Source organism: Amycolatopsis sp. AA4 (assembly GCF_002796545.1).
GTDB lineage: Bacteria > Actinomycetota > Actinomycetes > Mycobacteriales > Pseudonocardiaceae > Amycolatopsis.
This window is the reverse complement of the sequence record NZ_CP024894.1, coordinates 434,237-448,395: the sequence shown is the minus strand read 5'-3', so window position 1 is coordinate 448,395 and position 14,159 is coordinate 434,237. Positions and strand designations below refer to the sequence as shown.

At 70.6% G+C, this 14,159-nt stretch carries 11 protein-coding genes; 2 read left to right on the top strand and 9 right to left on the bottom strand.

The features are described 5' to 3' along the window. The first annotated feature begins 104 nt into the window (after positions 1-104). On the top strand, positions 105-1,514 hold the full coding sequence (locus tag CU254_RS02285; protein ID WP_009072379.1) for an MFS transporter: 1,410 nt from the start codon (positions 105-107) through the stop codon (positions 1,512-1,514). Positions 1,515-1,580: 66 nt separating this feature from the next. On the opposite strand, the gene CU254_RS02280 is transcribed toward CU254_RS02285, so the two are convergent. After that, the gene (locus CU254_RS02280) at positions 1,581-2,678 is read right to left on the bottom strand and encodes a neutral zinc metallopeptidase (protein ID WP_199785756.1); all 1,098 of its coding nucleotides are present in this window, start codon (positions 2,676-2,678) and stop codon (positions 1,581-1,583) included. 565 nt (positions 2,679-3,243) lie between these two features. On the opposite strand from CU254_RS02280, the gene CU254_RS02275 reads away from it, so the two are divergent. After that, the gene (locus tag CU254_RS02275; RefSeq protein WP_353611743.1) at positions 3,244-4,692 is read left to right on the top strand and encodes a hypothetical protein; all 1,449 of its coding nucleotides are present in this window, start codon (positions 3,244-3,246) and stop codon (positions 4,690-4,692) included. Between the two features lie 21 nt (positions 4,693-4,713). On the opposite strand, the gene tsaE is transcribed toward CU254_RS02275, so the two are convergent. From tsaE to glmS, 8 genes are read right to left on the bottom strand one after another with little or no spacing between them, the layout of a single operon-like run. Then, positions 4,714-5,169: a tRNA (adenosine(37)-N6)-threonylcarbamoyltransferase complex ATPase subunit type 1 TsaE gene (tsaE, locus tag CU254_RS02270; protein ID WP_255409800.1), complete on the bottom strand. Its 456-nt coding sequence runs from the start codon at positions 5,167-5,169 to the stop codon at positions 4,714-4,716. Beyond that, on the bottom strand, positions 5,166-6,254 hold the full coding sequence (locus CU254_RS02265) for an alpha/beta fold hydrolase (RefSeq protein ID WP_009072374.1): 1,089 nt from the start codon (positions 6,252-6,254) through the stop codon (positions 5,166-5,168). Before CU254_RS02265 ends, tsaE begins: the two co-directional genes overlap by 4 nt. Further along, positions 6,251-7,372 carry an alanine racemase gene (gene alr, locus CU254_RS02260; RefSeq protein ID WP_009072373.1) on the bottom strand — a complete coding sequence of 374 codons (1,122 nt, stop codon included), beginning with the start codon at positions 7,370-7,372 and terminating at the stop codon, positions 6,251-6,253. The genes CU254_RS02265 and alr overlap by 4 nt, the downstream gene beginning before the upstream one ends. A gap of 29 nt (positions 7,373-7,401) precedes the next feature. Continuing rightward, positions 7,402-8,502, bottom strand: coding sequence for an ABC transporter ATP-binding protein (locus CU254_RS02255; protein WP_009072372.1), 1,101 nt, complete (start codon positions 8,500-8,502; stop codon positions 7,402-7,404). A gap of 3 nt (positions 8,503-8,505) precedes the next feature. Then, positions 8,506-9,939 carry a xylulokinase gene (xylB, locus tag CU254_RS02250; RefSeq protein WP_009072371.1) on the bottom strand — a complete coding sequence of 478 codons (1,434 nt, stop codon included), beginning with the start codon at positions 9,937-9,939 and terminating at the stop codon, positions 8,506-8,508. Further along, positions 9,929-10,753 carry a DeoR/GlpR family DNA-binding transcription regulator gene (locus CU254_RS02245; RefSeq protein WP_009072370.1) on the bottom strand — a complete coding sequence of 275 codons (825 nt, stop codon included), beginning with the start codon at positions 10,751-10,753 and terminating at the stop codon, positions 9,929-9,931. Before CU254_RS02245 ends, xylB begins: the two co-directional genes overlap by 11 nt. Positions 10,754-10,803: 50 nt before the next feature. Then, a complete protein-coding gene (locus tag CU254_RS02240) occupies positions 10,804-12,246 on the bottom strand; it encodes a bifunctional ADP-dependent NAD(P)H-hydrate dehydratase/NAD(P)H-hydrate epimerase (RefSeq protein WP_009072369.1) in 1,443 nt (480 codons plus the stop codon). A gap of 12 nt (positions 12,247-12,258) precedes the next feature. Beyond that, a complete protein-coding gene (gene glmS, locus CU254_RS02235; protein ID WP_009072368.1) occupies positions 12,259-14,121 on the bottom strand; it encodes a glutamine--fructose-6-phosphate transaminase (isomerizing) in 1,863 nt (620 codons plus the stop codon). Between the last annotated feature and the right edge of the window lie 38 nt (positions 14,122-14,159).

Sequence of the window (14,159 nt, the reverse complement as noted above, 5' to 3'; positions counted from 1 at the left end):
CCCCCGAGCGGGAGTGAGACGCATCACGTTAGGCTTTGGACCGCTCGCGGTAGGTGATGGCGGGGGCTCTGCGCAGTGAGTCCTGAAAACGCGAAGGGAGCGATGTGACAGAGGCAGCAGACGGGAGGGGGCCGTCGGGCGGCGCCACCGTCACGGACGACGCGACAATGCGCCGGGCGGTCGGCGCGGCCGCGGTCGGCAACATCACCGAGTGGTTCGATTTCGGGGTCTACGGCTACCTCTCCACCACCATCGAGGCGCAGTTCTTCCCGCCCGGCAATCCCGCGCTGGCCCAGCTCGCGACGTTCGCGACCTTCGCGGTGGCGTTCCTGGTGCGCCCGCTCGGCGGCCTGTTCTTCGGTCCGCTCGGCGACAAGATCGGCCGGACCAAGGTGCTCGCGGTGACGGTCATCCTGATGGCGACCGGCACGTTCCTCATCGGACTGATCCCGTCGTACTCCTCGATCGGCCTGGCCGCGCCGATCCTGCTGGTCTGCGCGCGGGTCCTGCAGGGCTTCTCCACCGGCGGCGAGTACGCCGGCGCGATGACGTTCATCGCCGAGTACAGCCCGGACCGCCGCCGCGGCTACTTCGGCAGCTTCCTGGAGTTCGGCACCTTCATCGGGTACGCGCTGGGCGCGACCGTCTCGTCGGTGCTCCCGCTGGTTTCCACGCCGGCCTTCATGGACACCTGGGGCTGGCGGATCCCGTTCATGGTCGCGCTTCCGCTCGGCATCGTCGGGGTCTACCTCCGGACGAAGCTCGAGGAGACCCCGGCCTTCCAGCAGCTGCTCGACGAATCCGGCAAGCGCGAGGACGCCCAGTCCCAGCACGTCGTGCGCACGATCTTCACGAAGTACTGGCCGACGATGCTGCTGGCCGGCGGCCTCGTGGTGACCTGGAACGTCACCAACTACATGCTGACCAGCTACATGCCGACCTACCTCAAGGACGACCGCACGATGTCCGCGAACGGCGGGCAGGCGATCTCGGCGACCGCGGCGGAGTGGCTGCAGATCGGCGTGCTGTGGCTGGGCGTGCTGCTGATCCCGCTGCTGGGCAGGCTCAGCGACAAGGTCGGCCGCAAGCCGATCCTGTGGGTCGGCGCGGGCGGGCTGATCGTGCTCGGCCTTCCGATGGTGCTGCTGCTCAAGAGCGGCTCGCTGATCTCGGTGCTGCTCGGCCTGGTCCTCATGGGACTGCTGCTGATCTGCTTCTCGTCGACCTGCCCGTCGACGCTGCCCGCGCTGTTCCCGACCGAGATCCGCTACGGCGGGCTGTCGATCTCGTTCAACATCTTCGTGTCCGCGTTCGCCGGGACGGTGTCGCTGGTGATGAGCGCACTGGTGCTGGCGACCGGGGATCTCAAGTGGCCCGGCTACTACCTGATGATAGCGGGCGTGGTCGGCGTGCTCACGCTGCTGAAGCTGAAGGAAACCGCGAAGAAGCCGCTGCTGGGGTCTGCTCCGGCGCTGTCCGCTTCGGAGGACGCTGCGGCCAGGGCCAGCCAGTAACCGCCTGACGATCCGTGAAGGACTCCTTGAGGGAATCTGATTCCCTCAAGGAGTCCTTCACGGCGTTCAGGCCACGTCGGAGGAGTTCGCCGCCCAGGTGTTGCACTGCTGGGTGCGGTTCTTCGTCGCGCCCTGGCGCCACCAGGCGGCGGAGTGCTCGTCGGTGCCGTGGTCGCGAGGACCGTCGCCGTGGTCTCCGCGGTCCTCGGAGTTCCAGGCCTCGTTGTAGATGTTGCGGTCGATCGACCCGCCCGCGTTCGACGACGCACCGAGGAACATGCCGGAGAAGCACTGCGCCTGCAGTTCCAGACGGCGGGACAGCTCCAGCCCGGCGGCGGAGTCGGCGCCCGCGTCGTACCGCTGTTCGCTCATCGCGTCCTCGACGCCGGACAGGTTCTGCACGTGGTGCCCGTATTCGTGGGCCAGCACCGCGAGGTAGATGCCGGGATGCGCGCCGTAGTCCTCGATCTGGAGCTTGTCCATCGGCATGTAGATGGTCTCGTTCGTCGGGCAGTAGTAGGCGGCGAAATTGTCACCGGACGAAGTGCACGGGCTTTGCATCTGGCCGGACTGCGCGACCACCAGGTTCGGGCTCTCGAACGGAAGGCCGGCGTCACCGAGCACCGGCGCCCACACCGTGTCCAGGCAGCGGATGCCGGACTGGAAGAACCGTTCCGCGCCGGCCCGGTCCGAACTCCAGCGGCTGAGCGTGCACGCCACGTTCCGCAATCCGGCGTCGGCGCTGGCGAACAGCGGGTTCCGCGCGGTCTCCTTCACCGGTCGCGGACCGCGAGGCGCCGGCGGGGCCTCGGACGCCGGTTCCGAGCCGCTGGTGGTTTCGCGGGTTTCCCTGGTTGTCGAGGCGGTCGTGGTCGAAGTGCTTCTTTCGGTGGGGTACCGAGTGGACGGCATTTCCCTGGAGATCGAGGAATACGTCGGCGGCGGGGTGCTCGCCGCGTCGACGCGCTTGTCTTTGTGCACGGCCGAACCGAGCGCTGCCAGTCCCCCGAGGACCAGCACGATCGCCCCCAGCACGGACACCAGCACGATCACCCCGGCGTGCGATTTCTTCGGCGGGCGCGCGGTGCGATAGCCGTCGAGCCGGGCGTCCGGACCGAACGCCGGCGCGGGCGCCCCAGGGGACGCGGCGAATGGTCCCGGCACCGGAGCGACCTGCGGTGGCGGCAGCGGCACGGCGGGCGGCGGCAACGGAACTACCGGGCCGGCAGCGGGAAACGGCGGCCCGGGAGGGAACTGCGGCGCCGGCGGAAGCGGCGGCCCGCCCGGAAACTGCTGTCCCGGCGGCATCCCCGGCCCCGCCGTTCCACCGCCGGGCATCCCGGCACCCGGCGGCAGCGGCCGCGGCGGCGGGAGCGGGGCAGTTCCCGGCGGAACCGGATAAGGACCGCCTTGCGGTGGCCAGGTCATCGTTCCCCCTGCGATTGCGTGATTCGCGTAATCCGGCTTTTTTCGCTGCCGGGGCGCCCAGCCTAGCCGGTGTGCTCTAGGCTCTGCTGCCGTGGCGAGGAAATGGGTTTCCGCGGCGGCGATCGCGGCATTGGCGGTGCTATCCGGCCCGAGTCCGGCGGCAGCCTTCTCCGGAACCGGGCGGCATTCCGAGAATGCGCAAGCGTCCCCCGAAGCGACTGCGGAAATCGCACTGAAACTGTTGCGCGACGGCGGCTTCCAAGTCACCGAGAAGGTGACTGTCCCAGGTGGACAGCGACTGGTGTCCACGTTGCCGCTGCGGCTGCCCGCTGACGACGGGCAGGACCTCCGCTACACGGTGCGGGACGCGAAGGCCATCGGCGGCAGCGCCGTCGCGCAGGCCGACGACCAGTTCACGCTCACCTTCGGCGCGGGCGAATCCACCGTCGTCTACACACTCGCCGGCGCCCTCGCCGACCAGGGCGGCGGCCAGCAGGTGCGCGCCCTCGTCGCGGGCGGCTTCGACCGGCCGGTGAAGGAAATCAAGGCGTCCTTCCTCGCCCCGGCCCGGCAGATGGCGCCGGTGACCTGTTCGATCGGCGCGAACCAGCCGTGCACGCTGTCCGAGGTCGACCACACCGGCGTGCTGCGGCTGCAGCAGAACGATTTGCCGCCGGGCGCGCGAATGGAACTGTCTGTCGGACTGCCGCCGGGCACCGCGCCGGCGAATGCCGATTTCGTGCCGGCCAGCGCATTGGCGGCGGCGTTCTCGCTCACCTTGCCGTCCGTCATCGGATTCGCCGCGGTTGCCGTTTTGCTGATTGCCCTCGCGCTATTCGTATGGCGGCTCCGAAAGAAAGACGAACTCGCGACCAGCGCCGGCGATACCACAATCGAAGTCCTGTTGCAGGAAAACGGCCGAACTTGGTTCGCTTCTCCGGACGGGGTGCTTCCCGGGCAGATCGGCACCGTGATGGACGAGTCGGTGGACCCGGTGGACATCGCGGCCACCGTCGTCGATCTGGCGGTGCGGAATTACCTGTGGCTGGCCGAGCTTCCCGGGCCGGACTGGCAGATCTCCCGGCGGAACCCGCCGGACGAGCACCTGCGCGATTTCGAGCGGGTGGTCTACGAAACGCTGCTGCCGGAAGGCGCCGACACCGTCCTGTTGTCCCGGCTGAACGATCTCGACGCGGCACCGATCCAGGACGCGATGTACCGGGACGCCGTTGCCAGCCAATGGTTCTCGCGTCGTCCGGACACCGCGCGCGGGGTGCTGGCGCTGCCCGGCATCCTGCTGTTCGTGCTCGGCTTGGTCGCGACGGCGGTGCTTTCGTTCACCGTCGGGCACGCGCTGCTGGGCGTCGCGGTCGCGCTCGCCGGCCTGGGTCTCGCCGCGGCTCGCGCGCTGCTGCCGTCCCGCACCGCCCGCGGCCGCGCGGTCGCCGGCCAGATCCGCGGGCTGTTGCGCTACCTGCACCGGGTGCGCGCGGAAGACATCGAACGCCCGGCGGACCGCGAGATGGTGTTCTCCCGTTCTCTGCCGTACGCGGTGGTGCTCGGCGACACCGAACGCTGGCTCGGCGCGTTCGCCGACTTGGACCCGGACGCCGACGGCCAGGCCGGCCTCTCCTGGTACGGCGGCGTCGAACAGGACAATGACCTGCGTCGCTTCGGCCCTCGGCTGCTGGCCTTCCTGACCGCGCTCAACCACGCGCTGACGAAGGAACCGTCGAAAACCGGGTCGTAGAGGATTGCCGGACGGCGAGCGCTACGCCGCTTGCAGTTCGGCGACCCGGGTGGTCCACGAGCCGTGCGGTTCCAGGACAACGGTCCGGGTGTCGTCGTCGTGCCGGGTCAGGCGAACGACCAGGTGGTCCTCCGACAGCCGCTCCGCGCTGCCCTCGCCCCATTCGACGACCACCGCGGACGACTCCAGGTCAGTGTCCAGATCGAGGTCGTCCAACTGGGACAGATCGCCGCCGAGCCGGTACGCGTCCACGTGGATCAGCGGCACTCCGGCCGCACCGGCTTCGTGCACCCGCGCCAGCACGAAGGTCGGCGAGCTGACCCGCCCGCCGACGCCGAGACCGTCCGCGATCCCGCGGGTCAGCGTCGTCTTCCCGGCCCCGAGCGGACCGTCCAACAGCACCACATCGCCCGCGCGCAGGGCCGCGCCCAGTGTCCGCCCGAAGGCCATCGTGTCCTCGGGGGTTTCCAGAATCACCTTGTCCACCACCAGTTTCGCCGGTTCGGCGCGGCGCTGCCCGCACAGCGCTGCAGCAGGTCGATGAGATGGCTGTTCACCAGCTCAGGCTGTTCGAGCTGCACCATGTGCCCGGCCCCGCGCACGCGCACCAGCTCGGCGTCCGGCAGCTCCTCGGCGATGCGCTCGGCGTGCGCGAACGGCGTGAAGCGGTCCGAGTCGCCGCCGATGACCAGCACGTGCGCGTGTTTCAGCCCGGCCAGCACAGCGTAGCGATTGTGGCTGCCGAGGGTGTCCACGAAGTTGATCAGCCCGCGCACCGGCGTGACGGCCAGCATTTCCAGCATGAAGTCGACCAGCCGAGGCGAGACATCACGGCTGCCGAACGCGAGCCGCCGCACTGCCTGCCGAGTCAGCTGGCCCCCGGCCGCGCGGACGAACTCCACCAACCCGGGTTGCCATCCGGCCAGCTCTCCGACACCACGCGTGAGCGGGTTGTACTTGGACAGCAACGGCCGCGGCAACCCGCGCGCGCCGACTTCGCCCGCTGCGGTCGCGATGAAGGCAACGCCGCACACGCGGTCCTCGAAGAGGTCTGGCCGTTGCGCGGCCAGTTCCATGATCACCATGCCGCCCATGGAATGTCCCATGAGGACGATCGGCCCCTCGGGCACTAACGCGCGCAGCACGCTGTCGAGGTCGTGCGCGAGCTGTTCGATCGTCGACGTCTCCGTAGACGCTTCGCCGGACAGACCGTGACCGCGATGGTCGAAGTAGACCTGGCGTACGCGCGGCAGTCGCAGCGAAGCGAAGTCTCGACGCTGGAAGTGCCACGAGCGCCGCGAAAGCGCGAAGCCGTGTACGCCGACGAGAGTCAGCTCCGGCTCTTCGTCGTCCCCGGGGTCGATCTCCTCGACCGACAGCGGCGTACCGTCTTCAGCCGCGACAGTGGACGTGCGGTCCGGCTTCAGCTCGCCCAACGGCTCGTCTACGAACGGGTCTTCAGTCGGTTTGCGTTGCTGCGACGCGACAACTGCCGCTGCCGCACCCGTGACTACCGCTCCGACTCCGCCGACGATCGCCCACAGCCGCGTCGAAGGAGTCACGCCCGCTCCCCCACGTACCGGCGGCGTACGCGCGGCCGGTACATCGAGGTGACGATCTCGTAGTCGATCGTGCCGAGCTTGTCCGCCCATTCGCGCGCGGTCGGCTCGCCGGAGCGGCCCGCGCCGAACAGCACGACCTCGTCGCCGACGGTGGGCACGTCCTCGTTGCCGACGTTGACCACGAGCTGGTCCATGCAGATCCGCCCGACGACCGGCCGCCGTTTCCCGCCCAGCCAGACGTCCATCCGGCCGGACAGCGTGCGCGGCACCCCGTCGGCGTATCCGACGGGCACGAGCGCGAGCGTGGTGTCCTCCCGCGCGGTCCAGGTGTGGCCGTAGGAGACGGATTCCCCGGCCGCCAGCGGTTTGGTGAGCACCACGGTCGACCGGAACGTCATGACCGGGCGCAGGTCGTCGTCGGTGGGCACCGGGTTGAGGCCGTACATCGCGATGCCCGGGCGGACGAGTTCGAAGTGCAGGTCGGGCCGGGTCAGCGTGGCCGCGGAGTTGGCCAGGTGCCGGATCGGGTCGAGACCGGCCGCGCGGGCCGCGTCGTACGCCTCGGCGAACAGCTTCGCCTGCGCGTCGATCGACGCGTGCCCCAGTTCGTCGGCGCAGGCCAGGTGCGACCAGATGGCCACGACCTCGACGCCACGCGCTTTGGCCGCCGCTTCGACCAGCTCAGGCCAGGCAGCGGGAGGGCAGCCATTGCGAGACAGCCCGGTGTCGATTTTGAGGTGCACGCGGGCGCGTTTTCCGGCCCGCTCCGCCGCGGCTTCGACGCGGGCCAGCTCACCGAGGGAGCTTACGCCGAGGTCGATGTCCGCCTCGATGCCGGGCGTGAAGTCCAGCTCGGGCACGTCCAGCCAGCTGAACAGCCGCCCGGACAGGCCCGCGGCCCGCAGGTCGAGGGCTTCCTGCAGCGAGCAGGTGCCGAGCCAGCTCGCGCCGGCTTCGACCGCGGCGCGGCCGACGGGTACCGCGCCGTGGCCGTATCCGTCGGCCTTGACCACACACATCACGGCCGCGCCGGGAGCCCGGGCGGCCAGCAAGGAAACGTTGTGCCGCAGTGCGCCGAGATCGATCACCGTCTCGGCGTGCGGAGAACTGGCAGTCATAACGACTGCCAGTTTCCCACGCTATCGGCTCAGGAGAGACGCTGCCCGGACGTGCCGGAGAACACGTGCAGCTCGTCCGGACGGATCCGCAGGTGCAGGGTGTCGCCCATGCCGGGCGGCGTACGCGGGTCGACGCGGGCGACCACGTTGCGTGACGAACCCTCGGCGCTCTCCGCGACGCCCGCGCCGAGCTTGCCGTACATGTACGCGTCCGAGCCCAGTTCCTCGACCAGCTCCACCTTGATCGGCAGCGCGCCCTCGCTGTCGGTGGTGACCTCCAGCGCCTCCGGGCGGAAACCGATGGTGACCGTGTCGCCGTCGGCCGCGGACCGGACCTCGGGCTTGAGCGGCACCCGCATGCCGCCGACCTCGGCGCCGTCCGCGGTGAGCTTCGCGGTGACCAGGTTCATCGCGGGCGAGCCCATGAAGCCCGCGACGAAAACGTTTGCGGGCCGGTCGTACAGCGCGCGCGGGGTGTCGCACTGCTGCAGCAGCCCGTCCGACAGCACCGCGACGCGGTCACCCATCGTCATGGCCTCGACCTGGTCGTGGGTCACGTAGACAGTGGTGACACCGAGCCGGCGCTGCAGCGCGGCGATCTGCGTACGGGTCGAAACGCGCAGCTTCGCGTCGAGGTTCGACAGCGGCTCGTCCATCAGGAAGACCTGCGGCTCGCGCACGATCGCGCGGCCCATCGCGACGCGCTGGCGCTGACCGCCGGACAACGCCTTCGGCTTGCGGTCCAGGTACTGCTCGATGTCCAGCAGCTTCGCCGCGTCGAGCACCTTCTGCTTGATCTCCGACGCCGGCCGCCCGGCGATCTTCAGCGCGAAGCCCATGTTCTGCGCGACCGTCATGTGCGGGTACAGCGCGTAGTTCTGGAACACCATCGCGATGTCGCGCGAACGCGGCGGCAGCTGGGTGACGTCGCGGTCGCCGATCCAGACCGTGCCCTCGTCGATGTCCTCCAGTCCGGCGAGCATCCGCAGCGCGGTGGACTTGCCCGAGCCCGACGGCCCGACCAGCACGAGGAACTCGCCGTCGGCGATCTCCAGGTCCAGCGCGTCGACGGCGGGACGCTCGGTCCCGGAGTAGCGCCGGGTCGCCTTGTCGTAGGTGATGCTGGCCATCGGTCAGTCCTCTCCCAATTTCGCGGAAACCCCGTGCGCGGCCTCGCGCGCCTCGAGGTGGCGTTGCTGGATCTCGATGCCCGCGGCGCGCAGCGCCCCGGTCGGCCCGTCCAACACGAGCTGGTTCTTGGTTCCGGTCCACGCGGGCGGTTCGGCGGAGCCCGCGAGCGCCCAAGCCGCCTGTCGAGCGGCCCCGAGCGCGACGTACTCGCCGACCTCGGGGAGCACGACGGGCAGGCCGAGCACGATCGGCGCGATCGCCCGCACCGCGGCGGACTGCGCGCCGCCGCCGATGAGCAGCACGCGCTTCACGTCCATGCCCTGCGCGCGCACCGCGTCGAGCCCGGCGGCCAACCCGCAGACCATGCCCTCGACAGTCGCCCGCGCGACGTTCTCCGGCGTCATGTTCGCCCTGGTCAGCCCGTGCAGCGAGCCGGTCGCGCCAGGCAGGTTCGGGGTGCGCTCGCCGTCGAGGTACGGCAGCAGCGTGAGCCCGCCCGCGCCCGGTTCGGCGGCCAGCGCGAGCCGGTCGAATTCGGCCAGGTCCACCCCGAGCATCGCCGCGCCCGCGGTGAGCACGCGGGCGGCGTTGAGGGCGGCGGTCAGCGGGAGGAACCGGCCGGTGGCGTCGGCGAATCCGGCGACCAGGCCGCTCGCGTCCGCCGCGCCGGTCTCGGTGACGCCGAAAACCGTGCCGCTGGTGCCGATCGAGATCACCGCGTCGCCCGGGGCCAGTTCGAGCGCGAGGGCGGCGGCCATGTTGTCGCCGGTGCCCGCGGAGACGAGCATGCCGTCGCTGGTGTGTCCGGCGACGTCGGACGGACCGAGGACCGTCGGCAGCTCCGGAGTGCGGCCGCCGAACGCGTGCGCGAGGACGTCCTGGCGATACGTGTTGTCCGTCGGCGAGAAATAGCCGGTGCCCGAGGCGTCGCCACGGTCGGTCACGGCCGTTTCCGGGCGGCCCAGCAATCGCCAGGTCAGCCAGTCGTGCGGCAGCAGAACGCGGGCGACCCGGTCGGCGTTCTCCGGTTCGTGCTCGGCGAGCCAGCGGAGCTTGGTGACGGTGAAGCTGGCGACCGGCACCAGCCCGACCGACTTCGCCCACACGCCGGGTCCGCCCAGTTCTTCGGTGAGGTCTTTGGCCGCCTGCGCGGAGCGGGTGTCGTTCCACAGCAACGCCGGCCGGACCACCTCGCCTGCCTCGTCGAGCGTGACCATGCCGTGCTGCTGACCGCCGACCCCGATGGCCCGCACGCCGTCGAGGACGTCGCGAGTGGCGTCCGCAAACGCTTGCGCCCACGCTGCGGGGTCGACCTCGGTCCCGTCCGGATGCGGTGCCCGGCCAGTGCGCACGACCTCGCCGGTGCGGGCGTCGCAGACCACGACCTTCGTCGACTGGGTCGACGAATCGACCCCGGCCACCAGCTCAGCTGTCATAAAGCTGCCCCTCCTCGACGTACTCCGCGGCCTCGACCGCCGTTCCCGCGTTCAGCGCCGCCTCGATCTCCTCGGTCGGAGTGGCTTCGCTGGTGATCAGGAGGTCGTAATCGCCGACGTCGCCGTGCGCGTACGTCGCGGTGCGGCCGAACTTCGAGTGGTCGAGCACCAGCACGTTGCGGTTCGCGGCGCGCAGCACGGCCTTCTTCAGCTCGGCGTAGTCGCGGACCGGGTGGAACAGCCGGCCCACCGCGACCGCGCTCACCGAGACAAACGCGATGTCCACACGAATGCGCTCGAGCAGCGCGAGCACGTCGGGGCCGGAGCAGGAGTCGTACTCGGGGTCGTAACGCCCGCCGGCGAGGAGCACGTCGACGCCGGTGCCCAGCAGCCGCGCGGCCTGCAGCGAGTTGGTGATGACGGTGAGCCGCTCGACCCGGGCCAGCCGCTCGACCAGCGGGAACAGCGTGGTGGAGTCGTCCACGAACACCGCCTGGCCGGGCTCGACGTGCTGGATCGCGAGGTCGGCGAGGGCTTCCTTCTCGGCCGAGTGCAGCGTGAACCGGCTCGCGGTCTCCATGGTGAGCGCCGGATACGCCTCGACCTTGCCGCGCAGCTTCCGCAGCAGCCGCTTGTCGGCGAGGTCGTCCAGGTCGCGGTGCATCGTCATGAGGCTGACGCCGAACCGGGCGGTGAGGTCGTCGATCCGGACTTCGCCCTGGTCGATGACGTAGTCGAGGATCTCCTGCCGCCGCTGCTCCACCGCGGCGTCGGACGGGCGCGTCTTCGGCCGTCCTGGCGTGTCTCGACTCACATCTTGTTCTTACCAGATATCGAGAGCCGAGTTAACACGTAACTCGATAACTATGCGGTCGCGCGGACCAGCCGGAGCGCGGCGGGGATGGCATCGACCAGACCGGACGCCGACGTCGGCACGTCCTCGGCAGCGAGCGCGCCCGCCAGCGAATGCACCTGCGCGGCGGCCGCGGCGGCCAGCCACGGGTCCAGCCCGGCGGCGAGCAGCGAGCCGACCAGACCGGTCAGCACGTCGCCGGAGCCGGCGGTGGCCAGCCACGATCCGTGCGGGGTGTTCACCGCGACGCGACCGTCCGGGGCGGCGATCACCGTGCAGTGGCCTTTCAACAGCACGACAGCGTCGTACTTCTTCGCCGCTTCCCGCGCCGCCGCGACGCGATCCGCGCCCGGGCGGCGGCCCATCAGGCGTTCGTACTCGCCCGCGTGCGGAGTGAGCACGAGCGGCGTGTCCGGGTCGCGGGCATCGAGGACCTCGGGGGTGTTCGCGATGATCGTGGTGGCGTCGGCGTCCGCGCACACCGGGACGCCCTGGCCGAGGATGTGCCGCAGGATTTCCCGGCCTTCCCCGCCAGTGCCGATGCCAGGGCCGACTACCCACGCCTGCACCCGGCCCGCGTCGGTGACCGAGCCGGTCGCCACGATCTCCGGCCAGCGCGAGCGCACGACGTCCGCGGCGTGCCCGGCGTAACGAACCATGCCCGCCGTCGCGCGGACCGCCGAACCGGACGCGAGCACCGCGGCACCGGGGTAGGTCGCCGAGCCGGCCGCGATGCCGACCACGCCCTGGGTGTATTTGTCGTCCTCCGGACCGGGGATCGGCCACGCCTCCGCGACGTCCGACAGGTCGAGGCGCTGCAGATCCGGGTCGTCGAGCCAGGGCCGCAGGCCGATGTCCACCAGCACGACCTCGCCGCATTCCTCGGGAGCCAGCACGTGCACCGGCTTCAACGCACCGAAGGTGACCGTGCGCGCGGCGGTGACGTGCGGGCCGTCGACCGCTCCGGTGTCCGGGTCGACGCCGCTCGGCAGATCCACCGCCACCACCGGTGCTTCGATCCGCGCGACCAGCTCGGCCGCTTCCGGACGCAACGGGCCGCGAGCGGAAATGCCGACGATGCCGTCCACGACGACGTCCGCCTTCTCGATCCACTGTGGACTGTCCGCAATGGACACCACGCGACCACCGGAGCGCCGCAGCGCGGCCAATCCGGCCGGGTGCGCCTTCTCCGGCTTCAGCAATACCGCCGCCACCGCGACGCCGCGCCGACGCAGGAAAGCGCCCGCCCACAACGCATCGCCGCCGTTGTTGCCCGAGCCGACCAGCAGCACGACCCGGCGACCGGAGACGCCGCCGGTGTCCTCGGCCGCCAGCCCGGCCACCTCGGCGGCGAGGCCGAAGGAGGCGCGGCGCATCAGCTCGCCGTCCGGGGTGCGGGCGAGCAGGAGATCTTCCGCCGCGCGAATCCGTTCTGTCGTCCAGATTCCTTGCACGGCGGCGGCTCCCTACTCCACGGTGACGGACTTCGCCAGGTTACGCGGCTTGTCGATGTCGTACCCGCGCGAACTCGCGATCTCCGCGGCCAGCACCTGCAGCGGCACGGTGGACACCAGCGGCTGCAACAGCGTGGGGACCGCGGGCACCTCGATCAGCTCGTCGGCGAACGGGCGCACGGTCTCGTCGCCCTCCTCGGCGATCACGATCGTGCGCGCGCCCCGCGCCTGGATCTCGCTGATGTTCGACACCAGCTTCGAGTGCAGCACCGCGCGGCCCTTCGGCGACGGCATCACGACGACGACCGGCAGGCCCTCTTCGATCAGCGCGATCGGACCGTGCTTCAGCTCGCCCGCCGCGAAGCCTTCCGCGTGCATGTACGCGAGTTCCTTCAGCTTCAGCGCGCCTTCCAGCGCCACCGGGAACCCGACGTGGCGGCCGAGGAACAGCACCGCGCGCGAATCGGAGATCCGCCGCGCGATCTCGCGGGTCGGCTCCACAGTGGACAGTACTTTTTGCACCGCGGCCGGCATCGCTTCCAGCTCGGCGAACTCGCGGGCGACCTCGTCCGGGTACTTCGTGCCGCGCGCCTGCGCCAGCGCGAGGCCGACGAGATAGTTCGCGGCGATCTGCGCGAGGAACGCCTTGGTCGACGCGACGCCGATCTCCGGACCGGCGTGCGTGTACAGCACGGCGTCGGACTCACGCGGGATCTGCGCGCCGTTGGTGTTGCAGACCGCGAGCACGCGGGCCTTCTGCTCGCGCGCGTGCCGCACGGCTTCGAGGGTGTCCGCGGTCTCGCCGGACTGCGAGACGGCGACGACGAGCGTGTCGCGGTCGAGCACCGGGTCGCGGTAGCGGAACTCCGACGCCAGCTCCACCTCGACCGGCAGCCGGCACCAGTGCTCGATGGCGTACTTCGCGACGAGCCCGGAGTGGTACGCCGAACCGCAGGCGACGACGAACACCTTGTCGACGTCGCGCAGGTCCTGGTCGGAAATGCGCTGCTCGTCGAGGATGATCCGGCCCGCCTCGAAGTGGCCGCGCAGCGTGTTCGCCAGCGCCTCGGGCTGTTCCTCGATCTCCTTGAGCATGAAGTACTCGTGGCCGCCCTTCTCGGCGGCCGACAGGTCCCAGTCGACGGTGAACGGCTTGGCCTGCGCGGCGTCGCCGTGGAAGTCGGTGACCCGGTAGCCGTCGCGGGTGATGACGACCAGCTGGTCCTGGCCCAGTTCGACGGCCTCGCGGGTGTGCTCGATGAACGCCGCGACGTCGGACGCGACGAAGTGCTCGCCCTCGCCGACCCCGACCACCAGCGGCGAAGACCGGCGTGCGGCGACGATCGTGTCCGGCTCGTCCGCGTGCGTCACGACGAGCGTGAACGCGCCCTCCAGACGGCGGCAGACCGCGGCGACGCTGGCCGGCAAGTCTCCCTTGGTGTCGCCCTCGGTGTAGGCGAGAGCGACCAGGTGCGCGGCGGTTTCGGTGTCGGTGTCGCTGGCCATCTCGATGCCCGCGGCCTCGAGTTCAGCGCGCAAGGCGGCGAAGTTCTCGATGATCCCGTTGTGCACCACCGCGACGCGACCGGTGGCGTCCCGGTGCGGATGCGAGTTGCGGTCGATCGGGGCCCCGTGCGTGGCCCAGCGGGTGTGGCCCATGCCCGCGGTGCCGGCGAACGCGTCGCGGCCGACCTCGTCGAGCCGAGCCTCCAGGTTGGCCAGCCGGCCGGCCTTGCGCTCGACGGTCAGCGCGCCGGCGCCGTCCAGCACCGCCACGCCAGCCGAGTCGTAGCCCCGGTATTCCATGCGGCGGAGCCCACCGAGCACGACGTCCAGAGCCGGGCGGTGTCCGACGTATCCCACGATTCCACACACGCGAACTAGCGTAACGAGACAAGTCCAGTCCCCTACTC

What these genes read in the sequence shown, in the direction of transcription:
- alr (WP_009072373.1), bottom strand. Translation starts at nt 7,372, where the DNA reads ATGACTGCCAGTTCTCCGCACGCCGAGACGGTGATCGATCTCGGCGCA.
- CU254_RS02255 (WP_009072372.1), bottom strand. Translation starts at nt 8,502, where the DNA reads ATGGCCAGCATCACCTACGACAAGGCGACCCGGCGCTACTCCGGGACC.
- xylB (WP_009072371.1), bottom strand. Translation starts at nt 9,939, where the DNA reads ATGACAGCTGAGCTGGTGGCCGGGGTCGATTCGTCGACCCAGTCGACG.